Annotated in this window: 17 protein-coding genes and 3 pseudogenes; 6 read left to right on the top strand and 14 right to left on the bottom strand. The window is 66.8% G+C overall.

Going from position 1 to position 22,099, the window contains the following annotated elements:
- Nucleotides 1-11 precede the first annotated feature (11 nt).
- From WT60_RS28910 to WT60_RS28900, 3 genes are all read right to left on the bottom strand, one after another.
- Nucleotides 12-944, bottom strand: coding sequence for a 3-keto-5-aminohexanoate cleavage protein (locus WT60_RS28910; RefSeq protein WP_060356535.1), 933 nt, complete (start codon nucleotides 942-944; stop codon nucleotides 12-14).
- A gap of 72 nt (nucleotides 945-1,016) precedes the next feature.
- Nucleotides 1,017-1,814 carry an SDR family oxidoreductase gene (locus WT60_RS28905; RefSeq protein WP_060356536.1) on the bottom strand — a complete coding sequence of 266 codons (798 nt, stop codon included), beginning with the start codon at nucleotides 1,812-1,814 and terminating at the stop codon, nucleotides 1,017-1,019.
- Nucleotides 1,815-1,918: 104 nt separating this feature from the next.
- A complete protein-coding gene (locus WT60_RS28900; protein ID WP_038753823.1) occupies nucleotides 1,919-2,635 on the bottom strand; it encodes a GntR family transcriptional regulator in 717 nt (238 codons plus the stop codon).
- A 347-nt stretch (nucleotides 2,636-2,982) separates the two neighbouring features.
- On the opposite strand from WT60_RS28900, the gene WT60_RS28890 reads away from it, so the two are divergent.
- On the top strand, nucleotides 2,983-4,323 hold the full coding sequence (locus WT60_RS28890) for a chloride channel protein (protein ID WP_060356537.1): 1,341 nt from the start codon (nucleotides 2,983-2,985) through the stop codon (nucleotides 4,321-4,323).
- Nucleotides 4,324-4,717: 394 nt separating this feature from the next.
- Here WT60_RS28890 and WT60_RS35770 read toward each other — a convergent pair.
- The 6 genes and pseudogenes from WT60_RS35770 to WT60_RS34065 all read right to left on the bottom strand — a co-directional run bounded on the left by WT60_RS35770 (nucleotide 4,718) and on the right by WT60_RS34065 (nucleotide 11,979).
- A pseudogene (locus tag WT60_RS35770) lies at nucleotides 4,718-5,031 on the bottom strand (H-type lectin domain protein).
- A 467-nt stretch (nucleotides 5,032-5,498) separates the two neighbouring features.
- Entirely contained in the window at nucleotides 5,499-6,989 is a 1,491-nt protein-coding gene (locus WT60_RS28880) for a cytochrome c peroxidase (RefSeq protein ID WP_226383195.1), read from the bottom strand.
- A gap of 142 nt (nucleotides 6,990-7,131) precedes the next feature.
- Complete coding sequence (locus WT60_RS28875; protein WP_059578468.1) at nucleotides 7,132-8,799, bottom strand: alkaline phosphatase family protein; 1,668 nt, start codon at nucleotides 8,797-8,799, stop codon at nucleotides 7,132-7,134.
- A gap of 454 nt (nucleotides 8,800-9,253) precedes the next feature.
- Nucleotides 9,254-10,258, bottom strand: a complete 1,005-nt coding sequence (locus WT60_RS28865; RefSeq protein ID WP_038753815.1) for an alpha/beta hydrolase — start codon at nucleotides 10,256-10,258, stop codon at nucleotides 9,254-9,256.
- A gap of 81 nt (nucleotides 10,259-10,339) precedes the next feature.
- Entirely contained in the window at nucleotides 10,340-11,308 is a 969-nt protein-coding gene (locus WT60_RS28860) for a LacI family DNA-binding transcriptional regulator (protein ID WP_038753852.1), read from the bottom strand.
- 152 nt (nucleotides 11,309-11,460) lie between these two features.
- Entirely contained in the window at nucleotides 11,461-11,979 is a 519-nt protein-coding gene (locus tag WT60_RS34065; RefSeq protein ID WP_145986902.1) for a hypothetical protein, read from the bottom strand.
- 38 nt (nucleotides 11,980-12,017) lie between these two features.
- Between WT60_RS34065 and WT60_RS28850 the strand changes: the two genes are divergently transcribed.
- The 4 genes and pseudogenes from WT60_RS28850 to WT60_RS28830 all read left to right on the top strand — a co-directional run.
- Nucleotides 12,018-13,565 (top strand): altronate dehydratase family protein, encoded by a 1,548-nt coding sequence (locus WT60_RS28850; protein ID WP_060356539.1) that lies wholly within the window; start codon nucleotides 12,018-12,020, stop codon nucleotides 13,563-13,565.
- Between the two features lie 177 nt (nucleotides 13,566-13,742).
- Nucleotides 13,743-15,086, top strand: a complete 1,344-nt coding sequence (locus WT60_RS28840) for an MFS transporter (protein WP_038753809.1) — start codon at nucleotides 13,743-13,745, stop codon at nucleotides 15,084-15,086.
- Nucleotides 15,055-15,849: a 4-hydroxy-2-oxoheptanedioate aldolase gene (gene hpaI / locus WT60_RS28835; protein ID WP_059670539.1), complete on the top strand. Its 795-nt coding sequence runs from the start codon at nucleotides 15,055-15,057 to the stop codon at nucleotides 15,847-15,849. Before WT60_RS28840 ends, hpaI begins: the two co-directional genes overlap by 32 nt.
- Before the next feature lie 161 nt (nucleotides 15,850-16,010).
- Nucleotides 16,011-16,505 (top strand): annotated as a pseudogene (locus WT60_RS28830) (transposase); the annotation flags it as partial.
- 181 nt (nucleotides 16,506-16,686) lie between these two features.
- Here the strand turns inward: WT60_RS28830 and WT60_RS28825 are convergent.
- The 4 genes from WT60_RS28825 to WT60_RS28810 all read right to left on the bottom strand — a co-directional run bounded on the left by WT60_RS28825 (nucleotide 16,687) and on the right by WT60_RS28810 (nucleotide 19,938).
- Entirely contained in the window at nucleotides 16,687-17,496 is an 810-nt protein-coding gene (locus WT60_RS28825) for an IS5 family transposase (RefSeq protein ID WP_060356789.1), read from the bottom strand.
- 88 nt (nucleotides 17,497-17,584) lie between these two features.
- Nucleotides 17,585-19,138, bottom strand: a complete 1,554-nt coding sequence (locus WT60_RS28820; RefSeq protein ID WP_059584212.1) for an IS66 family transposase — start codon at nucleotides 19,136-19,138, stop codon at nucleotides 17,585-17,587.
- Nucleotides 19,139-19,168: 30 nt separating this feature from the next.
- The gene (gene tnpB, locus WT60_RS28815; protein ID WP_348982041.1) at nucleotides 19,169-19,477 is read right to left on the bottom strand and encodes an IS66 family insertion sequence element accessory protein TnpB; all 309 of its coding nucleotides are present in this window, start codon (nucleotides 19,475-19,477) and stop codon (nucleotides 19,169-19,171) included.
- A 32-nt stretch (nucleotides 19,478-19,509) separates the two neighbouring features.
- Nucleotides 19,510-19,938 carry a transposase gene (locus WT60_RS28810; protein WP_231752061.1) on the bottom strand — a complete coding sequence of 143 codons (429 nt, stop codon included), beginning with the start codon at nucleotides 19,936-19,938 and terminating at the stop codon, nucleotides 19,510-19,512.
- A 591-nt stretch (nucleotides 19,939-20,529) separates the two neighbouring features.
- Here WT60_RS28810 and WT60_RS28805 point away from each other — a divergent pair.
- Complete coding sequence (locus WT60_RS28805; RefSeq protein WP_060355566.1) at nucleotides 20,530-21,129, top strand: LysE family translocator; 600 nt, start codon at nucleotides 20,530-20,532, stop codon at nucleotides 21,127-21,129.
- Nucleotides 21,130-21,288: 159 nt separating this feature from the next.
- Here WT60_RS28805 and WT60_RS35480 read toward each other — a convergent pair.
- Nucleotides 21,289-21,570: pseudogene (locus tag WT60_RS35480) on the bottom strand (transposase); the annotation flags it as partial.
- Nucleotides 21,571-22,099: the final 529 nt, after the last annotated feature.

Below are 22,099 nucleotides of genomic sequence, written 5' to 3'. Positions count from 1 at the left end.
GCGGCGCCGTGTCAGAAGTTGACCGCGTCGCGGCCCTTGAGCGCGAGCATCGCGCGCGCGTCGGCGGGCGTCGCGATCTCGAGCGACAATCCTTCGAGCACCTGACGAATCTTGCGCACCTGTGCAGCGCTCGATTCGGCGAGCGTGCCCGGCGCGATCCACAGCGAATCCTCGAGGCCGACGCGCACGTTCGCGCCTTGCGCGGCGCCGATCGTCGCGAGCGGAATCTGGTTGCGGCCCGCGCCGAGAATCGACCACACGTAATCTGCGCCGAACAGGCGGTCGGCCGTGCGGCGCATGTGCGCGAGATCCTCCGGATGCGCGCCGATGCCGCCGAGCAGACCGAACACGCTCTGGACGAAGAACGGCGGCTTCGCGAGCCCGCGGTCGACGAAATGCGCGAGGTTGTACAGGTGCGAGACGTCGTAGCACTCGAATTCGAAGCGCGTGCCGTTCGCGCCGCAACTCGTCAGGATCGCTTCGATGTCCGCGAACGTGTTCTTGAAGACGAGATCGCGGCTTTTTTCCAGATGCTCGCGTTCCCACGGGTGCCGGAATTCGCGAAAGCGCTCGAGCATCGGATAGAGGCCGAAGTTCATCGAGCCCATGTTCAGCGACGCGACCTCGGGCCGGAAATGATGCGCGGGGCGCAGCCGCTCGGCGACCGTCATGTGCGGGCTGCCGCCCGTCGTGATGTTGATCACCGCGTCGGTGCGCGCCTTGATGCGGGGCAGGAATTCGGCGAATACGGCCGGGTCTTGCGTCGGCCTGCCGTCGGCGGGATCGCGCGCGTGCAGGTGCAGGATCGCCGCGCCGGCTTCGGCGGCCGCGACCGCCGCTTCCTCGATCTCGCGCGGCGTCACCGGCAGATGCGGCGACATCGACGGCGTATGGATCGCGCCGGTCGGCGCGCAGGTGACGATGACTTTGCGGGTGCTGGCCACGTTAGGGCTCCTTTCCATGCTCGGCGGTGAGGGGCGATGAAGGGCGATGAAGGGCGATGACGGAGCGGCGGGTCAGAGCGTCTCGACGTTGCCGCAGACGGAAATCGCCTGCCCGGAAATTCCGTGGCCGCCCGGCGAGCAGAGGAACAGCGCCGTCGCGGCGATTTCGTCCGGATCGGTCATCCGGCGCAGCGAGATCTTCTCGAGATAGCGCGCCTCCATCTGGTCGTAGTCGATGCCGAGCTGCGCGGCGCGCGCTTCGATCACGCGGCGCATCCTCGGCCCGCGCACGATGCCCGGCTGGATCGCGTTCACGCGGATGCCGAGCGGGCCGAGCTCGATCGCGAGGCTCTTCACGAGACCGACCACCGCCCACTTGGTCGCCGAATAAGGCGTGCGAAACGCGTAGCCGAGGCGCCCCGCGACCGACGACAGCGCGATGATCGCGCCGCCGTGCGGCGCGTCGCGCAGCATCGGCACCGCGCGCCGTGCGAACTGGAACTGTGCGTTCAGGTTGATTGCGACCGTCTGCTCCCATTGCGCGGGATCGATCTCGTCGATACCGCCCGTCGGCCCGGCGATGCCCGCGTTGTTGACGAGCACGTCGAGCCCGCCAAGCGTGCGCGCGATGTCGGCGAACACGCGCTCGACGGCGGCCGGATCGGCGACGTCGGCGAGCGTCGTGCCGAGCGCGGCGCGCGACGGCCGGCCGGCGAGCACGGCGAGCGCCTTCTCGGACGCGTCGCAGACGTGAACCTTGCCGCCTGATTCGGCGAACGCGTCGGCGATCGCGAGCCCGATGCCGGACGCGCCGCCGGTCACGAGTACGCGCAGCCCCGCGTACGGTTTCAGCAGATCGAGTGCAGTCATGATGTCTGTCTCCTGTGATGTCTGTATTTTTTTGATGTCGCCGATGACGGGCGAGATGCTCGACGGGCTGCGCGCCGCGCGCGCTGCCTCGAAGGCTGGACTGCTTATTCGTTCGCGAGCCGGCGCGGGCCGAGCCGCTCGCGTTCGGCCGCGAGCGTCGCGGCGAGATCGTGCGCGGCGCCGCCGATGTCGAGCGCGATGCCCGCGCGCGCGCCCGCGCCGTCGCGCCGCTCGAGCGCGTCGACGATCGCGCGGTGCGCGTCCATCGAGCGCCGCATGTGCGGGACGTCGAGCGCGACCATGTTCAGGAATGGGCCGATGCGCATCCACAGGTTCTGGATGATCGCGAGCGTGTTCTCGCTCGCGCCGTGCGCGTAGATCGCGCTGTGGAACGCGAAGTTGCTCTGCAGGTACGCGCGGCTTCGGCCGGCTTCGACGTGCGCGTTCATCGTCTCGCAAATGCGCCGCACGCCGGCGATCTGCGCATCGGTCATCCGCGCCGCCGCGCGCTCGGCCACGCAGCCTTCGAGCGCGATGCGCACGTCGCGCAGCTCGTCGAGCATCTCGACGGTCATCGGCGGCACGACGAGCGCCCGGTTCGGGCCGTCGGCGAGCGCGCGCTCCGCGCGCAGGCGCGTGAGCGCGGCGCGCACGGGCATCGTCGACGAGCCGACCGCCTCGGCGACGCTGCGCAGGCTGAGCGCCTGGCCGGGCGCGAAGCGGCCGCTCATCAGCGCCTCGCGCAGTTGCTGGTAGACCTTGTCGGCCATCGTTTCCTGTTCGATGGCCTTGAGCGCGGGCGGGACGATGCGCGGTGCCAAGTCGGGCTCCTTTGGGTTTAATGTGTGATCCGTGATCACACTTGCGATGTCACGCAGTGTTGTCGATGCGATGCATGCAGTCAAGTGCGAAGCGATCAGGGAAAACGCGGGGGCGGTGGCTTGCAACGTCGGGCGCCGAGCGGAGCCGCGTGACGTGGGCGGCCTCGGGGAAGGGCGACCCCGTCGGTTCGCCACGCGTCGCGCAGCGACGAGTGCGTTGAATTCATCAATAAAGAAGAAAAATCCATTTGTTTCATGATTGACCGACGCATACGATGGCGCCATTCGTTCATGCCGAGCCTCTTCGCCGACGCGCGCCGGCTTGCCCATTCGAATCGCCATCGCCCATGTCCGCTCCGATCGCATCCGCTTCCGCTTCCGCGGCTTCAGCCGCTTCGTCGACGTCGCCCGAATCCGCGCCGACGGCGGCCGCCGCCGCGCGCAGCCCGCTCGTCAAGCTCGCGGCCGTCACGTTGCTGACGGGCGTCGGCGCGGGCCTCGGCGGGATGCTGCTTGCGTTGCTGCTGCATGCGATCCAGCACGCCGCGTACGGGTACGACGTCGCGCACATGATCGGTGACGAGAGCTTTCTGCAGGGCGTGACGGCCGCGCCGCCGCTGCGTCGGCTTGCCGTGCTGATCGGCTGCGGCGTCGTCGCGGGCGGCGGCTGGTGGGCGCTGTACCGGTTCGGCGCGCCGCTCGTCAGCATTCGCCGCGCGGTGCGCGCCGACGATTCGCGGATGCCGGTGGTCAGCACGACCGTGCATGCGCTGCTGCAGATCGTCACCGTCGCGCTCGGCTCGCCGCTCGGCCGCGAGGTCGCGCCGCGCGAGATCGGCGCGATGTGGGCCGGCTGGCTCGCGCATCGCGCCGGGTTGCCCGCCGCGGACGCGCGCGTGATGGTCGCGTGCGGTGCCGGCGCGGGGCTCGCCGCCGTCTACAACGTGCCGCTCGGCGGCGCGCTCTTCGTGCTCGAAGTGCTGCTCGGCACGTTCGCGTGGCGCGCGCTCGTGCCGGCCGTCGCGACGTCCGCGATCGCGGCGTTCGTCGCGTGGATCGGGCTTGGCAACGAGCAGCAGTATCACGTCGCGCCGCTTGCGGCGGATGCGTCGCTGGTCGCGTGGTCGGTCGTCTGCGGGCCGCTGTTCGGCGCCGCCGCATACGGCTTCGCTCGGCTGACCGCGCACGCGCGGGCGCGCGCGCCGAAGGATGGGCGGCTGCCGGTGCTCGCGCTCGTCAATTTCGCGGTCGTCGGCGCGCTCGCGATGCACTTTCCTCAACTGCTCGGCAACGGCAAGGGGCCGGCCGCGCTCGGCTTCGACGGACAGCTCGCGATCGCTCTCGCGGCGACGCTGCTCGTGCTGAAGGTGGCGATCACGTGGGGCAGCCTGCGCGCGGGCGCCGAAGGCGGGCTGCTGACGCCGGGGCTCGCGAACGGCGCGCTGCTCGCGATCGTGCTCGGCGGGCTATGGAGCGTCGCCTGGCCAGGCATGCCCGCCGGTGCGTGCGCGATCGTCGGCGCGGCGGCGTTTCTCGCCGCGTCGATGCAGATGCCGCTCACCGCGACCGTGCTGATCGTCGAGTTCACGCGCGTCGGGCATGATTTCCTGATTCCGATGCTGATCGCGGTGGCGGGTTCGGTCGCGGCGTTTCGCTTGATCGCGCGGTATAGAGAGAAGCGGGCGTGACGGGCGGATCGGCGGCCATCGACGATGCCGCGAGACGATATCCGGAAGGGCAAATTCGATTTGCGATGTCGTTTTATTCGAAGCCCTAACGACGACGCGCAGCGTATCGCGTGACGCGCCGCGTGCGGTATGGCGTACCGCGTGCGGATCGCGGATCGCGGACCGCTGATTCTGACTGCGGATTCGGCATGCCGTGCGCGATGCGACATGGCTCGCCGCACGTCGCGTGCGCCGCGGCGAGCGGCTGGGAGGAAGGCGACGTCGCGCGCACCTGCGGCGATGCGCGCCGACGCCCGGCGATGCCTGTCGCATGTTCGCGCCGGCAGGCATCGCGGCCATCTGCGCGAAGATCGCCGACGCATCGCGCGACGCGCATGCCGCGCCCGACGCCGCATCAGGCCGGCGTCTCGGCGATGCACGGTTCTGCCCCCGGCCGCTCGTCGTATCATCGGCGCCGGCGTAATCGGTGCGGTAGATGTTGACCGTGAGATCGGTGTTGGCGACGCTGATCACGGCGAGCGCGAGCGTGTCCGGACAAGGGGCCGCGTGTTTCGGGTCCTGCAACGCGCACGCGACGACGACGGGACGCGAGGGGAGCGCCGCGGGGAACGGCACCTTGACGGTCAGCGGCGCATTGGTCCATGGCTTGCCGGCCGGAAATTTCTCGCGCGGGCCGACGACGTGCGTACCGACGAATTCTTTAGTCATGTCGGATTCTCCATCGTGTTGTCGATGTGGCGCGAAGCACGAGCTCGTCAATGACGGACGGCCGCACGTGCGTGATGGAAACCGCACGACGCGACGAACAACTCGGAGATTTTTTGGCTTGCGAACGTCGGTGGCCGCCGGTGACGGCGAATGCGTAGCGGGGCGGGCGCGGTCCGGCGCGGCGACGAATCGCGCGCCAAGGCGAATGCGATGCGGCGCGCGCGGCGCGCCGCGCGCGGGGCCCGGATCGTCGACACGGGCGGGCCTGGAATCCGCGCAAGCAGGCGTGCGCGATTCCGGGCCCGCCGCACATCGGACGAAGCTCAGAGCCCGTTTGAAAATTGATGAATGGCGAATTCCAGCTCATCTGGTCCACGCCTGCATTCCTTGCCGACGGGCTACTTTCAAAGCAGCGCGCTACATCAGCGTGGCTACGAGGGCGGAAATTTGCATTTCCAAACGGGCTCTCAGCGCTTCTCGTCCGTCAGCGTGTTCAGGAACGCGACGATGTCGCGCATGTCCTGCTCGGTCATCGCGGGCGCGTCGCCGGGCTTGCGATCGAACGGCGCGTCGGCGACGTCGACGTTCGCGCGATACGCGGGCGGAATGTCGTCGTACTGCCGGACCCGGCCGCTCGCGTCGCGCGGATACACCTTGCCCGGATCGACACTGCGCAGGTTGTAGAACGCGAGCACCTGATCGAGCGAGTGATAGACGCCGTTGTGGAAGAACACGCGTCGCGTCGCGACGTTGCGCAGCGACGGCGTCGCGAACATGCCGCAGTATTGCGTCTGCGTCTTCAGGTCTTCGCGGAACGGCCCGCAGATGCCGAGATCGTAGAACGCCGGATCGCGGTTCTGCGCAAGCGCGCGGTTGCGCGGCGCGCCGAGCGCTTCGTACTGGTAATCGGTGAACATCGGCGGCAAGCCGTCCGCGGCCGGTTTCGACAGATGGCAGCCCGCGCAATTCGCCTTCGCCGGATCGTTGAAGAGCCGCATCCCGCGCAGTTCGGCCTGCGTGAGGCGCGCGTCGCCTTCGAGCCAGAGGTCGTACTTGCTCGAATACGGATGGAACGACGGGTCCTCGACCTGGTAGCGCGCGATCGCGAACATTGCTTCGGATACCGTAAGACGCGCGTCGTCGAAGATGCGCGGGCCGAACAGCTGCCGGAACTGCGCCGCATACCGTGCGTCGGCGAGCTTGCGCGCGACGTCGTCGATGCTCGCGTTCGCCATTTCGACGGGATTGAGCAGCGGGCCGAACGCCTGCTGCTGCAGCGTGTCCGCGCGGCCGTCCCAGAACATTCCGCCTTGCGGCACGAGTTGCGGCGCGGCGGCGGCGCCCGCCGTCTTCTGCTCGCGCACGACGCCCGCCGCCGAGGCCGCCTGCTGCGCGACGCTCGCCGCATCGTCGCTCTCGGACGAGTCGGGGCCGATGCTGAAATTCGGCTGACGGTACAGGTACATCAGCGACGGCGGGGGCCGGTAGCCGGGCCGCGTGAGCGCGGCGCCGCCCAACTGCACGTCGAGATCGTTCGGCGGCCCGTATGCGCGGTCGGGGCTGTGACACGACGCGCACGACTGGCGGCCCGACGCGGACAGCGCCGGATCGAAGAACAGCGCCCGGCCGAGTTGCGCGACCGCGCTCAGCGGTTCGGCGCTCGGGCGATGCAGCGTGACCGGATGCGGATTCGCGCCCGTCAGGTTTTCGACGATCGCGCCGACCGCGTCCGGCGCATGCTCCGGAAACGCGAGCGCGAATGCAGCGGAGCCGAGCACGCCGAATGCGGCGAGCGACAGCGCGTGGCGCACGGCGCGCGCATTGCGGCGGCGCACGTGGGGCGAGCCGGCGGGAGGCGCGGCCGCCGCGCGCGCATCGGGCCGGGCGGGGCGGCAAGGCCGCGCGGCAGCGGCGGATCGGGCGGGCGACGCGGATTGCGCGGAAAGCGGTTCGGCCATGCTGGAACGTTCGGTCGTCATCGTGCAAACGAAAAATCCGGCGCGCGGCGCGCCGGAGCGACGGCCGGCCGACGCGCTGCGCGCCGGCCGGCCGCGTGTCGGGCGTCACGCGGCGGCACGCCGCGCGACACATCCGGACCGGTCACATCGAGGGCGCCGCCGCGACCTTCGTGCCGAGCGTCGGATCGAGGTACAGCGGCGCCGCGTTCACCGTGCCGGTGAAGTTGAACAGATCGCGCATGTCGCCTGCCGTCGCGTCGAACGAGCCGCCGCCGATCCGCTGGCCGCCGAGCCAGTTGTCCTCGATGAAGCGGACCACCGACGCCTGATCGATCAGCGTGTGGCTCACGTAGTTCTGCTTCGCCCACGGCGACACGACCACGAACGGAATCCGCGTGCCCGGGCCGCAGCGGCCGTTGACGGGCGCGCCGTTGATGCCCGTCGTCGCCGTGCCGGAGCCGCACGCGCCGTTGCCGTTCAGTTGATCGACCGCGTCGAACGACGCGCGCGTCGGGCTCGCGTACGCATGGTCGTACCAGCCGTCCGAGTCGTCGTAGGTGATGATCACCGCGGTGTTCTGCCAGTCGGGCTGCTGCTGCAGGAAGTTGATGACATTCGTCACGAACTGCTGCTCGTCGAGCGGATCGGAGTAGCCGGCGTGCGCATCCTGCGCGGCGGGCGCCTTCAGGAAGCTGACCGACGGGAAGTTGCCCGCCTTCACGGCCGCGAAGAAGTCGTCCGAATCGTACTGATGGTTCGCGGGCTCAGGCGTCTTGCCGTCCGTCTGCACGCTCGAGCCGATCGCCGCGGTGGAGCTCGGGCGCGTGTGCTGCGGGTTCGCCGTCGACGCGTAATACTGGAACCAGTTGTGGTGCGGGATGTAGTCGGTCGTCGCCGCGTTCACGGCGGTCGCGATCGTGCTGCGCTTGCAGCCTGTCGTGCCGTTCGCGTTCGTCGTCGACAGGTTGAAGCCGCCCATGAAGCCGCCCCACGTGATGTTGCGCGCGTTCAGCAGATCGCCGATGTTCTTGCCGGACATCATCGCCTGATCGGTCTGGCTCGAGCACATGTCGTAGCCGGGGTCGACGTCATTGATCATCGTGAGGCCGCCCTGGCCGTCGTTGATGTAGTACGACGTCTTCGCGAGCGTCGATGCGGCCTTCGACGTCTTCACGATCTGCATCCCGTTGGTCTGGCCGGCGATCACGTTGAGCGCGCCCGGCGTCGACGGGCCGTAGGTCGACGTATACGCGTTGTCGCTCATCGCGAAGCGCTGCGCGTAGTTCCACAGCGCCGTCACCGTGTTGCCGTCGAAGTAGCCCATCACCTGGCCCGTCGTGCCGAACGCGCCCGCGCCGCCGCTCGAGCCGTTGCCCGTGTATTTCGGGAAGAGATCGGCGAGGCCGTTGTCGTATGCCTGCTCTTCGGCCGTGTACGCATGGTTCTGGTCGGCCGTCGCGGCCTGCGTGCGGTCGAGGCGGAACGGATTCGTCGCGCCCGTGCCGTTCGCCGGATTCGTCGCGTTCGGATTCGCGGTGAGCAGGAGGCCCGACAGGCCGTTGACCGACGGCGTGCCCGACGCCGCGCTGAACGCCGGCTCGCCCGGCGGGTTCGCGGCGCTCGGATAGGTGCCGAAGTAGTGGTCGAACGACACGTTCTCGCCGTAGATCACGACGAGGTGCTTGATCGGCGTCGCGGTTTGCAACGCGTTCTGCGACGTGACGGGCGCGGAGCTGTCGGTGCCGCCGCAGGCATGGAGGGCGATGGCCGATCCGGCGCACGCGGTGGCGATCAAGGCTCGACGAAACATCAGGTGGGACTCCCAGGAAAGGCTGTTCGGATGACGCGAATCCGCGGCGGATCGCGCGGCGGGAACCGGTCGCGCGGGAAGCGCGGGCGTCGGGGACGCGCCGTGCGCTGGAAACGAAACGGCAGCATTGGACCAGTTTGGTATGAAGCTATGGAGGCGATGCGCCTTCGACACAATTACAGGTCGATGTCGGCGGCGTTACGGATGGAAAGCGGATCGTAGGAGAGCGGGCCGCGTGTTGGATCGATCGAGCGCGCGTGCGGGCGCGCCGCGTGGTTTCGCGTTGTGCGGCGTGCGAGTTGCGATGCGTGTCGGGTCGTGTCGCGTTGCGTTGCGCCGGCGAAAGCGCGGCGCGCATGTCGTGTGGGGCGGCGTGCGCGGCCGCGCGGCTTCGCCTCGCGCGATCGCGTGCGCCGCATCGCGCGCCGCGCGATGTACGCCGCACGCGGTCGCGTCACGGCAGCAACCGGTTCAGCCGCGCCCATTGCTCGAAGAGCGCGGGCCATGCGCGCACGGCGCTGCCGGGCTTGCCCATCCCCCAGCCGTGGCCGCCCGTCTGGAACGCGTGCAGCTCGACGCTCACCTGCGCTGCGCGCAGCGCGCTCGCCATCAGCAGGCTGTTGTCGATCGGCGCGATCGGATCGTCGAATGCGTGCGCGAGAAACGTCGGCGGCGTGCGCGGACTCACGTGCAGGTTCGCCGACAGCGCCTCGCTGTCCGCCTGCGCCGGATGCGCGCCGACGATGTGCAGGCGCGTGCGCGTGCGGTCGAACGGTGGCATCAGCGTCAGCACCGGATAGAGCAGCGCGGCGAGATCGGGGCGCGCGGATTCGCGATCGGCGTCGTCGACGCTCGCGTAGCGTCGTGCGTCGGGCTCGACGGCGGTCATCCCGGCGAGATGCCCGCCCGCGGAAAAGCCGACGATCGCGATCCGCGCGGGGTCGAAGCCGTCGCGCTTCGCGCGCGCGCGGATCACGCGCATCGCGCGCTGGCCGTCCTGCAGCGGCGCGAGCCGGGACCAGCCTTGCTCGGGAAGCCGGTAGACGAGCTCGAATGCGGTGACGCCCAGCGCCTTCAGCCACGTGCACATCGGCGTGCTCTCGTTGCCGAGCTCGACGTGGTCGTAGCCGCCGCCCGCGATCACGAGCGCCGCGCCGCCGGTGCCGCGCGCGGGGCGATAGACGTTGAGCCGCGGCCGCGCGACATGCGACACGCTGCCGTGCTTGCCGCTCCGCTCGCCGTCGCCCGCGCCCGTCGTCGCGATCGGGTCGGGTGCGGGGCCGGGCCACAGCGGAATCGTTTCGTCGGGAGCGGCGCGCGGCGCGTCGTCCGGCTGTGGCGACGGTGATGTCGGCGTTGGCGTCGCGCGCCCGGCGGCCTGCGCGCGCGCGCACGGCACGGCCGCGTCGAGCGCGCCGGCGAGCGCGGCGCCGAGCAGGCTGCGTCGGGTGAAGTCCATGTCGAAGGCTCCGGATCGGAATCAGAGGGCGACGCCGTTCGAGCGGCGTCGGCGTCGGGGGCGAATTGTCCGCGTGCGTCGCTACGCGCTGTCGCGTTCGACGAGCGTGAAGCCGACGTCGACGACGCGCCGCTCGTCGGCATCGCGCTCGATCCGCTCGATCAGGAGCGACGCGGCGAGCTTGCCGATGCCGGTGCCGTCGATGCGGATCGTCGTCAGCGCGGGCGTCGTGTCCTTCGCGAAGGTCTGGTCGCCGTAGCCGAGCACGCGCAGCCGTTGCGGCACCGCGATTCCGCGATGGCTCGCCTCCATCAGCACGCCGAGCGCGAGGACGTCGGCGCCGCAGAAGATCGCGTCGACGTCCGGCATGCGTTCGAGCAGCTCGCCGAGCGCGCGCCGGCCGTCGCCGAGCGACGCGGGCGATTCGGCGGCGATTACCGGGATTGCGGCCGCCGCGCCGAACGCGTCGACGAACGCTTGCGTGCGCACTTGCGCGCGCCGGTCGCTCGGCGTGACGACGGCGGGCCGGCGCGCGCCGCGCCGCTGCAAATAGCGCGCGGCGGCTTCGCCGACCTCGCGGTGCGAGAAGCCGACTAGCATGTCGAGCGGCGAGCGCGTCAGATCCCACGTCTCGACGACCGGAATGCCCGACGCGCGCAGCTTGCCGCGCGCGTGCTCCGAATGCGCGACGCCCGTCAGCACGATGCCGGCCGGGCGCCGGCCGATCACCGCGTCGATGAGCGCGTCCTCGCGCGAATCGTCGTAGCCGCTCTGGCCGATCAGCAACTGGTAGCCGGCCGCCGCGAGCTCGTTCGTCAGCGCGGCGACCGTCTCCTGGAACACGCTGCCCGCGATCGTCGGGATCAGCGCGACGATCAGCCGGCTGCGGTTCGACGCGAGCGAGCCGGCGACGAGATCGGGCGTGTAGCCCGTCTGACGGACCGCGGCGAGCACGCGCTCGCGCGTGTCGGCCGACACGAGCTCGGGCGTGTTCAGCGCGCGCGACACCGTGACTTTCGTGACGCCCACCAGCTTCGCGAGATCGTTCAGCGTCACGCGCCCGGTGTTCTTGCGTGCACGGCGGGCGGGCGGGCTCGGCGCGGCGGCGGGGGCGGGCTGGGGTTTCGTCACGGGCAAGGTGGTTCGATTCGGGTTATGGAGGGTAGCCATTATCGCAAAAGGCGGCTACGATCGCGGCTATGTTACCGGTTACATGAACCGGTAACATAGATCTGGAGAATCGCGGGGCGACGGGCGTTGGAGCGCGGCCGGCGTCGTCGGGGCATCGCGTGCATGTGCTCGCGTCGCTTCGCGGCGGCGCGGAAGGCGGGCGGGCCGAACCGTGCGCGTACCGCGACGTATGGACGAGCCGGTTGGACGGCGTGTGTTTTGCCCGATGCGGGAACGGAGCCGTCGGTCCGGGACGAAGGTTGCAGGCGGCTCGCTTGGAGGCGTGCCTTGAGGCCGCTCGCTTTGGGGCCGCTTTGGGGGCCGCTTCGAGGCGAGGTTGATCTGTCATGCGACGTCGCATCGGGATGCGGTGCGCGAGCGCCCACGGCAATGCCGATGCGCGCCGCCGACGTCGCGACCGGCCTCGACATCGAGGCCGAAATCGACGCCAAGGCCGATGCTGAAAGCCGATGCTGAAAGCCGAAGCCGAAGCCGAAGCCGAAGCCGAAGCCGAAGCCGAAGCCGAAGCCGAAGCCGAAGCCGCAACCCACGTCGGCGCGCCCCGCCGACAAAGAACGAAGGAGCAGGAATGTCGCAGCAACGCCCGGCAGGCGCCGGTCCCCTGATCCGGCTGCACGCGGCCGACAACGTGCTGATCGCGCGCGACGCGCTGTCGCTTGGCCAGACGCTCGCGCTCGACGGCGTCGCGGTGCGGATTCGCGCGCAGGTGCCGCCCGGCCACAAGGTCGCGGCCGCGCCGATCGCGCGCGGCGAGCCGATCCGCAAGTACGACGCCGTGATCGGCCGTGCGGCGCGCGACATCGCGCCGGGCGAGCACGTGCACACGCACAACGTCGAGCTCGTCGATTTCGCGCGCGATCCGGGCTTCGGCCTCGACGTGCAGCCCGTCGACTACGTGGCCGCCGCCGAGCGCGCGACGTTCGACGGCATCGTGCGCCCGGACGGGCGCGTCGCGACGCGCAACTTCATCGGCATCCTCGCGTCGGTGAACTGCTCGGCGACCGTAATCCGGCAGATCGCCGCGCGATTCACGCAAGAGCGGCTCGCCGCGTTCCCGAACGTCGACGGCGTCGTCGCGTTCGCGCAGACGAGCGGCTGCGGGATGTCGTCGCCGAGCGAGCATTTCGACGTGCTGCGCCGCACGCTCGCGGGCTATGCGCGCCATCCGAATCTCGCAGGGGTCCTGATCGTCGGACTTGGTTGCGAGCGCAACCAGGTCGCGGATCTGATCGCGTCGCAAGGGCTCGACACGGGCCGGCTGATGCGCACGCTCGTGATGCAGGAGACGGGCGGCACGCGCGCGACGATCGAAGCGGGCGTCGCCGCGATCGAAGCGATGCTGCCCGCCGCGAACGACGTCGTGCGGCGGCCGGTGCCGGCGAGCCATCTGAAGATCGGCCTCGAATGCGGCGGCTCCGACGGCTTTTCCGGCATCACCGCGAACCCCGCGCTCGGCGCGGCGATGGATCTGCTCGTGCGGCACGGCGGCACCGCGATCCTGTCGGAGACGCCCGAGATCCACGGCGTCGAATACATGCTGACGCGCCGCGCGGTGTCGCCGGAAGTCGGCCGCAAGCTGCTCGAGCGCCTCGCGTGGTGGGAACGCTACACGCGCGGCCACAACGGCCAGTTCAACGGCGTCGTCGGCCCCGGCAACCAGCAGGGCGGCCTCGCGAACATCTTCGAGAAATCGCTCGGCTCGGCGATGAAGGGCGGCACGACGCCGTTGCAGGCCGTCTACGAATACGCGGAGCCGATCGATCGCGCGGGCTTCGTGTTCATGGATTCGCCGGGCTACGACCCGGTGGCCGTCACCGGGCAGATCGCGAGCGGCGCGAACCTGATCTGCTTCACGACGGGCCGCGGCTCGATGTTCGGCTCGAAGCCCGCGCCGACGCTCAAGCTCGCGAGCAACACGCCGATGTTCGAGCGGCTCGGGGAGGACATGGACATCAACTGCGGGCGGATTCTCGACGGCGAGCGCACGGTCGAGGAGATGGGGCGCGAGATCTTCGAGCACATCCTGCGCGCGGCGTCCGGCGCGCGGACGAAGAGTGAATTGCTCGGGCTCGGCGATCACGAGTTCGTGCCGTGGCATCTCGGGATCGTCAGCTAGGCGGCGCGGCACGGCGAACGGTCGGTGCGGCGGCGAATCGGCAAGGCGACAAGGCGACTGAGCGGTCGAGCGGCAAATCGGCAAATCGGTAAAGCGGCAAATCGGCAAATCGGCAAATCGGTAAAGCGAATACGCGGCGAAGTACGCGAAGCATCAAGACAATCTCGGAGACACACCATGCAGCACACCCCGCAACGCGGCACGCGCTCGAACGTGCGCTGGATCGTCGCCGGCCTGATGTGGGCGGCGATCGCGATCAACTATATCGACCGCACCGTGCTGTCGGCCGCCGCGCCGCACATCCAGAAGGAATTCCATCTGGGCCCGGTCGAGATGGGCATCGTGATGTCGGCGTTCTTCTGGTCGTACGCGCTGCTGCAATTGCCGGCCGGCATGCTCGCCGATCGCTGCGGGCAGAAGAAGGTGCTCGGCTTCGCGGTGTTGTGGTGGTCGCTCGCGACCGCGGTGACGGGGCTGTCGAACGGCTTCAAGTCGCTTGTCGCGCTGCGCGTCGCGCTCGGCGTCGGCGAGGCGGGCGCGTACCCGAGCAACGCGGGCATCACCGCGCGCTGGTTTCCGAAGGCGGAGCGCGCGACGGTGGCCGCGATCTTCGACAGCGGCTCGAAGCTCGGCAGCGCGATCGCGCTGCCGCTGATCGCGTGGCTGATCGCGGCGTTCGACTGGCGCGTCACGTTCGCGGCGACGGGCGCGCTCGGCATCGTCTGGAGCGCGGCGTGGTTCGTCGTGTTCAAGGATTCTCCCGCGCGGCACAAGCGCGTGAACGCGGCCGAGCTCGCGCACATCCGCGGCGGGCAGCCTGCCGCGCGCACGGACGCCGGCGCGCCGCGCATGCCGTGGTATCGGCTGCTCGCGCACCGCAACGTCTGCGCGATGTGCATCGGCTTCTTCATGATCAACTACAACTCGTACTTCTTCATCACGTGGCTGCCGACCTATCTCGTCAAGGAGCGCGGGATGGGGCTGATGGAGATGGGCTTCATGGCGTCGCTGCCGCTGTTCGTGTCGATGTTCGTCGAGGTGCTCGCGGGCTGGGCGTCGGACCGCGTTCATGCGTCGGGCCGGCTGTCGCTGACCGCGACGCGCAAGCTGTTCCTCGTCGTCGGCCTCGTGATGGCGTCGAGCATCGGGCTCGCCGCGTTCGCGCAGTCGGCGGCGCTCGCGGTGTTTCTGCTGTGCGTGGCGAAATCGGGGATGACCGTCGCCGCGTCGCAGGTGTGGGCGCTGCCCGCGGACGTCGCGCCGGGCAACTCCGTGTCGATGGTGGCCGGATTGCAGAACATGGTGTCGAACCTCGGCGGCGTCGTCGGGCCGATCGTCACGGGCGCGATCGTCGGCGCAACCGGCTCGTTCATGCCCGCGCTCGTGTTTTCTGCCGCGCTGATCGGCGTCGCGATCGTCAATTACCTGTTCCTGCTCGGCAAGGTCGAGCCCATCGTTTTCAACCGCAACGTTTCCGGACCGGCTCTTCATGAACGCAACAACGTCAACGCCCGCACTTAATCCCTTCAAGGCCGCGCTCGCCGGCAAGCGCCGGCAGATCGGCTTCTGGCTCGCGATGAGTGACCCGTATCTCGCCGAAGTGAGCGCGACGGCCGGTTTCGACTGGCTGCTGATCGACGGCGAGCACGCGCCGAACGACGTGCGCAGCATCCTCGCGCAGTTGCAGGCCGTCGCGCCGTATCGCGCGGAGCCGATCGTGCGCCCCGTGACGGGCGACCCCGCGCTCATCAAGCGCCTGCTCGACATCGGCGCGCGCACGCTGCTCGTGCCGATGGTCGACACTGCCGACGACGCGCGCGCGCTCGTCGCCGCGGTTCGCTATCCGCCGCGCGGGGTGCGCGGCGTGGGCAGCGCGGTCGGCCGCGCGTCGCGCTGGAGCGCGCGCACCGATTATCTCGACATCGCGGACGACGAGGCCTGCCTGCTCGTGCAGGCGGAGACCGTGACCGCGCTCGCGAACCTCGAAGCGATCTGCGAGGTCGACGGTGTCGACGGCGTGTTCATCGGCCCGGCCGATCTCGCGGCGTCGATGGGGCATCGCGGCGATCCCGCGCATCCGGACGTGCGGCGTGCGATCGAGGCGGCGATCCGGACGATCGTCGCTTCGGGGAAGGCGGCGGGCACGCTGACGTCGGAGCCGGCGCTCGCGCGGCGCTATCTCGATCTCGGCTGCACGTTCGTCGCGGTCGGCGTCGACATCCTGATGTTCGCCGGCGGCGCGCGCAGGCTGGCGGGCGCGTTTCTCGGAGGCGCGGAGGGGTGAGGAGGACGATTGCTCGGAGCGTCTTGCGTTGCGCGTCGTGCATGGTGCAGCGTTCGACGCACGACGCACGACGCGTTCCATGCGTCGCGGCTCTATCAGGCTGTTGAAATTGGATACGGTGTAAACGAGCGCTGTGGGCGGTGCGTTAGAGATATCGTGTTCACGATCTCGAAACGTTCTTTACCGAAGTCATGAGTTTGGCCGACAAGCAAGGGCTGCTCTCCAGAGAACACTTCTCGGTGGATGGCACGCTGATCCAGGCATGGGTCAGCCACGCCGACGGTTTCGGCGAACGCGCGAGTGCATTGCGCCTGCTCGACTGCGTGCCGGGTCGTCACGCCAAGACGCTCGGCGCCGACAAGGCTTACGACATGCGCGACTGCCGAGCGCGTAAGGTGACGCCACACGTCGCGCGCAACGACGCGCATCAAGGCGGCAGCGCGATCGACGGCCGCACCTCTCGGCACGTCGGCTATGGCATTAGCCAAGTGATTCGCAAGCGCATCGAAGAGCACTTCGGCTGGGGCAAGAGCGTCGACAGGATTCGACAGACCGCGTATCGCGGCATCACGCGAGTCGACCAGCACTTCAAGCTGACGATGCTGGCGAGCAACCTGACTCGAATGGCTCGAATACTGGCAGCGATGCCCAAGGGGCAATGCGATGAGCCGCCCAAGCGCAGCCGTTGCGCGGCAACGCGCCGGCCGGCCCGCTCGCAAGCGAGGCATCCGGCACGATCCATCGGCAACTCAGCGGCCAATCGCATACGAAACCCTTTTAAACAGTGCCCCGATCGTCAAAACAAGGCGCTTTTCAACGCCCTCATAGAAGAGCCTGTTATGAACCTAGATGAATGAAGTCGATGATTTTGGGCAGCATTAGACAGGTGAAGGCGAGGAAATGGAATCCGGCCAGCGTGTGAGGCAAGCGTTTACCGTCGCGCGCGAGGCGTCGAAAGCGCGCAGCCCATGAGAAGCTGCGCTCGACCACCCAGCGTCTGGGCAGCAACACGAAACCGCGCTTGGCCTCGGTGTGCTTGAGCACCTCCAACTCAATGCCGTGGCTTTGTGCTACCTGACGAGCCGCTTCGCCTGTATAGCCCTGATCCACGTACGCAAGCGCCACGCTCTGGCCGGTCAATTCTTGTACCGCATGGGCCAATTGCTCGACCTGTGTGCGATCCTGCTCATTGGCCGGTGTCACATGCAGTGCCAGCAACTGATCCGGAGTATCGACCGCCAGATGCACTTTCGAACTCTTGAGGCGCTTCGCGCGGTCGTAGCCGGTGCGCGAGCCGGATTCCGGTGTCGATTGCAATGTACGGCTGTCCAGGATCGTGGCACTGGGTTGCGCTTTGCGTCCATCGCACACGCGCAACGGTTCTCGCAGATCATGCACGTTCGCCTCGAAACAGTCCGCTCGCATCCAGCGCTGCGTCTGTTGATAGACCGCTTCCCACGGGGGCAGGTCATTAGGCAACATGCGCCACGGCGCGCCGCTTCTGATCAGCCAGCGCAGCGCATTGAAGACCTCGCGAAGCTCGTGGCGGCGTTGTTCGCTGTCTTCTCGCACCAGCGCCAGATACGGCACAACGAACGACCATTCTTCGTCGCTGACATCGCTCGGATAAGGCTTGCGGGTTTTCATCCGTAAGCGCCTCGCGAAGGCCGTCCGCAATCCGGCGCGCACGTGAGGCATGATTGGTTATCGAGCGCTCATGTTGGCCCGCTGGCAATCAGCCCGTGGAGGCAGGTGGGCAAGACTTCCCTGGCAGCTTTTTTGCCACGTTCCAGGGTAGTAATTCGTCGATGCGGTTAATGGGGTGATCAGCGATATGGGTCAGCACGTATTCGAGGTAAGCGCGCGGGTTGATCCCGTTCAGCTTGCACGTGCCGATCAGGCTGTACATCGCCGCGGCCCGTTTCCCCCCACTGTCGGAGCCGGCGAACAAGAAGTTCTTTCGACCCAGACTCACACAGCGCAACGCGTTTTCGGCCAGGGCGTTGCTGATCTCGGCACGGCCCTCTTCGCAGTACAGCACGAGGGCATCCCACTGATTAAGCGAGTAATGGATCGCTTTGGCCAATTCGGATTTCTTCGACAGCGTCGCGAGTTTGTCCGTCATCCACGTCTTGATGGCCGCGAGCAGCGGGATGCTTTTCTCCTGGCGCACGCGCAGCCGCTGCGCGGCGGGTTTGCCGCGGATGTCGGCCTCGATCGCGTAAAGTGCACCGATCAGCTCGAGCACCTCCCGGGTCGCCTCGGCAGGCGTTCGGGCATGCACGTCGTATATGTACCGTCTCGCGTGGTCCCAGCATGCCGCCTCGCGAATCTTGCCGCTCTCGTACAGTTCGTTGAAGCCGCTGTAGGCGTCGGCTTGCAAGATACCCTTGAATCCGTCCAGGTGGGTCTGGGGATGAATGCCTTTGCGGTCCGGCGAGTAAGCAAACCACACTGCGGCCGGTTCGGTCGAGCCCGAACGAGTGTCATCGCGCACATACACCCACAGGCGCCCCGTCTTCGTCTTCTTCTTGCCCGGCTCGAGTACCGGGATAGGCGTGTCATCCGCGTGCAGCTTCGACGGCGCCACCGTGTAGCGGCGCAGTGCCTCGGTCAGCGCATCGCAAAGGGCCTCGCACTGGCCGACCCAGCGGCCCATGCTGGCCGGGTCGAGCTTCACGCCGTCGCGCGCGGCTATCTGCGACTGGCGGTACAACGGGGCGTGGTCGGCGTACTTCGAGACGAGGATGTCGGCCAGCAGGCTCGGATGGGCGATGCTGCGCGTAATCGGCAGGCCGGGCATCGCCGGCTGCGAGAAGTGGTGGCCGCACGGGCAAACCGTCTTGCGCCGGATCGTACGAATCACCTTGAACACCGCCGCGACGCGGGCGAGCTGCTCGGACACGTCTTCTCCGAGCGGCTGCATTGCGCTGCCGCACTTCGGACACGTTGCGTCAGCCTCCAGTACACGTTCTTCGCGTGGCAGATGCGGCGGCAGCGCTTCTTTCGGCGATGCGTCGCTCACAGGCGTGCTTGCGCTTGATTGGCGGGCGCGCCGCACATCGGCGACGCCACGCTCGCCCGTCAGGTCCTCGAGCGCTGTTTCTAGCCGTGCAACCTCGCGGTCCAACTGCTCGGACTTGCGTCCGAATTGCATGCGCCTAAGCTTGTCGAGCTGAGCCTTGAGTTGCTCGATCTCCAGATCGCGCTCGGCAAGCTGAGCACGAGCCTCGAGCAGCAATGCTCGCAGCGTTTCAACATCGTCAGGAAGTTCGGCGCCGTTCGACATGCGGCGCAGTTTACGAGCCTTCTGCTCGGTTTACAACATCGACAGTGCAGCGGTGCGACGCGGTTGCCGCCAATCGATGCCTTCGAGCAACATGGACAATTGCGCTGCCGTCAGATGAACCTTGCCGCCATCGGCCTGCGGCCAGACGAAACGACCACGCTCAAGCCGTTTCGCAAGAAGCCAGAGCCCGTCCTCGGTTGCCCACATGAGCTTCACGAGATCGCCGCGCCGGCCCCGGAAGATGAACACGTTGCCGCTGAGCGCATTGTCCTCGAGCGCCGTGTGCACCTTCGCCGCCAGCCCTTGGAATCCGCAGCGCATGTCGGTGACGCCGGCCACCAGCCAGACTCGGGTACCCGTGGGAAGAGAGATCACGATTGCATGCTCCCCAGTACAACACGTAGCGTGTCGGCGTCCACAATGCCGTCCACCTTGACGACCACCTCACCGAATCGAATCTCGATTGTCCCGGCTCGAGTAGTGCGGTTGCCCACTGCCCGAGCTTCCGAGGGCATGGTCACGCGCTGCGCCGGCGTTTCATCGACCACCGCCACCGGAATCAGCGACGTCGTTTGGGCCAGCAATTGCTCGCGATAGCGACGCCGCCACGTGAACAGCATGTTTGCATTGATGCCATTCTCGCGCGCCAGCTTTGCGACCGAAGCACCCGGCTCGCATGCCGCGGCCGCAAGACGGCGTCGAAACTCGCGATCATAGTTTGGGCGCCCCTTGCGGCTCCCGGGCTTGGCTTCCGGCTCTGTCACGGTGATGTCCATCAAATCGAAAATGATGGGCACCACTTTGATGTCGCTTCTCGCCCTCGTCTACGACGGTCGCCGTGAGGCGCTTACTTTCATCCCGACATCTTGTCTTATCGGCGGCAAAGTTCATAACACCCTCTAGCCATTGGCGGATTTGACCAGTGGCATATTCAAAGTGAAACGCAGGTGATGTTTGTTTTCATCGTGCCGGTTCTTATCGCGGCTGTTGGAGTCATCCTGATCGTAGTGGGCCCAATTAAACGATTCAGGGCGCGCGATTGAACCAGGCACGCGGCAATTGCCGCTTTACTTTGCGGCGCGAAAATCGGTGTGATTGGGTAACAGTGTTTGCGTCGACTTTGAATCAGGAGCAGGAATTTCCATGCGCGGCATCATTCGGGTCGGCGACGTACAATTTGTTGCACAACGGCAACGCTGTGACAAATGCGCTATTCCCCCTCCAACCCCTTGAAACCAGGCGGTTTTCGCTTGATCGCCGTTAGCATGGTTACTGAGCACCACTAGCGCTTATTGTGAACGCCAACAGCTGCCCGAATGCAGAATGACTAGCAACTAATACGACAGTTCGCCCCGACGCGTGGCGACCGTCATCGACACCAAGGAAGCAAGATGCCGACATTCCAGGTGATGTTGAAGATGGCATTCTACGTTTCGCTGGTCCTGGCCACGCCAGGGCCGACAAATACCCTGCTGCTGTCCTCAGGAATCAAGGTCGGCTTCCGGCAATCGTCGCCTCTCCTGGTTGCAGAGGCATCGGGCTATGGCATCGCGATATCACTGTGGGGTTTCTTCCTGGCGACATTCGCGGCCACACGGCCGTGGCTTTACGATGCGCTGAAGCTGGGGAGCTCGGCCTATATTTTCTATCTCGCCCTGCAGCTATGGAAAAGCCCACGCTTTGAAGACATCCAGTCGGGTACCATCGGCTTTCGCGACATGTTCGTCGCGACGACCATGAACCCGAAGGCGTTATTGTTCGCCACTGCGATCTTTCCCCCGCAGGCTTTCGTATTGGTTCCGTTCTATCTCTGCTCGATCGTGGTCTTCACGGCGCTCACCGTGACGATCGGTTCGATGTGGCTTACCATCGGCGGCGTCTTGACGGCGCGCCGATCTCTGGCCACACATACCGGAACGCTGCTTCGCGGTGCGTCGGTCGTGCTGTTGATGTTCGCGGGCACGCTGGTGTTTTCCGTACTCAACCGCTAGCAGGCTGTTGAAATTCTCTCGCGAGGACTACGGCTGAAAATTTCCGACCTCGTAAACGCTCTACAAACCGCTCGCGCGACTTCGGGAAGAGGTGGACGACCCGCGAAAACCATCTGCGATCCCCCTCAAAGTAGTTTTTCAACAGCCTGCTAGAGCCTGTTATGAACCTAGATGAATGAAGTCGATGATTTTGGGCAGCATTAGACAGGCAAAGGCGAGGAAATGGAATCCGGCCAGCGTGTGAGGCAAGCGTTCATCGTCGCGCGCGAGGCGTCGAAAGCGCGCAGCCCATGAGAAGCTGCGCTCGACCACTCAGCGTCTGGGCAGCAACACGAAACCGCGCTTGGCCTCGGTGTGGTTGAGCACCTCCAACTCAATGCCGTGGCTTTGTGCTGCCTGACGAGCCGCTTCGCCTGTATAGCCCTGATCCACGTACGCAAGCGCCACGCTCTGGCTGTCTTATCAGCGGCAAAGTTCATAACACCCTGCTAAACGCAGGGAGCAGGTCAAGACCACCTAAATGAGCAAAGATTGACATATTTGTTTCGAAAATGGTGTCGACGTTATTTCTTTATTGTGAATTTAGATGTTCATTTCGCATTTTTATTCAATAATTTCATCGGCACGCACGCTATAAATGAAAAAGTGAATTTATTTTTTTGAAAAATAAAATAGTTTTTGGAAAAAATTCGTCGATATTTTTAAGGATTAAGTATTTCTCTGGATGAATTGAGGTTGATATGAAATTTTGCGAGGTGTGCCATCGTGAACACTGCTATGGTGTATCGGAGAGGTTACGTGCATGGTACGGCAAGCCTCGGGAAGCTGACGTTGTCCGAGCATCTCGATGCGCTAATGGAGATTGCCGCATCGGCAAGTCAATCTGTTGATGCGGCATCCCTTACGCGGTGCGCCGCCGATGCGATGAGCGCCTCGCATTGTTCGATTTCGCTTCTATTTGAACCGAGAG

The sequence above is a fragment of the Burkholderia sp. MSMB617WGS genome (genome assembly GCF_001532025.2).
Lineage (GTDB): Bacteria > Pseudomonadota > Gammaproteobacteria > Burkholderiales > Burkholderiaceae > Burkholderia > Burkholderia savannae.
Note: the sequence above shows the minus strand (reverse complement) of the source record. Positions and strands in the feature narration are given on the sequence as shown.

What these genes read in the sequence shown, in the direction of transcription:
- WT60_RS28905 (WP_060356536.1), bottom strand. Translation starts at nt 1,814, where the DNA reads ATGACTGCACTCGATCTGCTGAAACCGTACGCGGGGCTGCGCGTACTC.
- WT60_RS28890 (WP_060356537.1), top strand. Translation starts at nt 2,983, where the DNA reads ATGTCCGCTCCGATCGCATCCGCTTCCGCTTCCGCGGCTTCAGCCGCT.
- WT60_RS28880 (WP_226383195.1), bottom strand. Translation starts at nt 6,989, where the DNA reads ATGGCCGAACCGCTTTCCGCGCAATCCGCGTCGCCCGCCCGATCCGCC.
- WT60_RS28875 (WP_059578468.1), bottom strand. Translation starts at nt 8,799, where the DNA reads ATGTTTCGTCGAGCCTTGATCGCCACCGCGTGCGCCGGATCGGCCATC.
- WT60_RS28865 (WP_038753815.1), bottom strand. Translation starts at nt 10,258, where the DNA reads ATGGACTTCACCCGACGCAGCCTGCTCGGCGCCGCGCTCGCCGGCGCG.
- WT60_RS28850 (WP_060356539.1), top strand. Translation starts at nt 12,018, where the DNA reads ATGTCGCAGCAACGCCCGGCAGGCGCCGGTCCCCTGATCCGGCTGCAC.
- WT60_RS28840 (WP_038753809.1), top strand. Translation starts at nt 13,743, where the DNA reads ATGCAGCACACCCCGCAACGCGGCACGCGCTCGAACGTGCGCTGGATC.
- hpaI (WP_059670539.1), top strand. Translation starts at nt 15,055, where the DNA reads ATGAACGCAACAACGTCAACGCCCGCACTTAATCCCTTCAAGGCCGCG.
- WT60_RS28825 (WP_060356789.1), bottom strand. Translation starts at nt 17,496, where the DNA reads ATGAAAACCCGCAAGCCTTATCCGAGCGATGTCAGCGACGAAGAATGG.
- WT60_RS28820 (WP_059584212.1), bottom strand. Translation starts at nt 19,138, where the DNA reads ATGTCGAACGGCGCCGAACTTCCTGACGATGTTGAAACGCTGCGAGCA.
- WT60_RS28805 (WP_060355566.1), top strand. Translation starts at nt 20,530, where the DNA reads ATGCCGACATTCCAGGTGATGTTGAAGATGGCATTCTACGTTTCGCTG.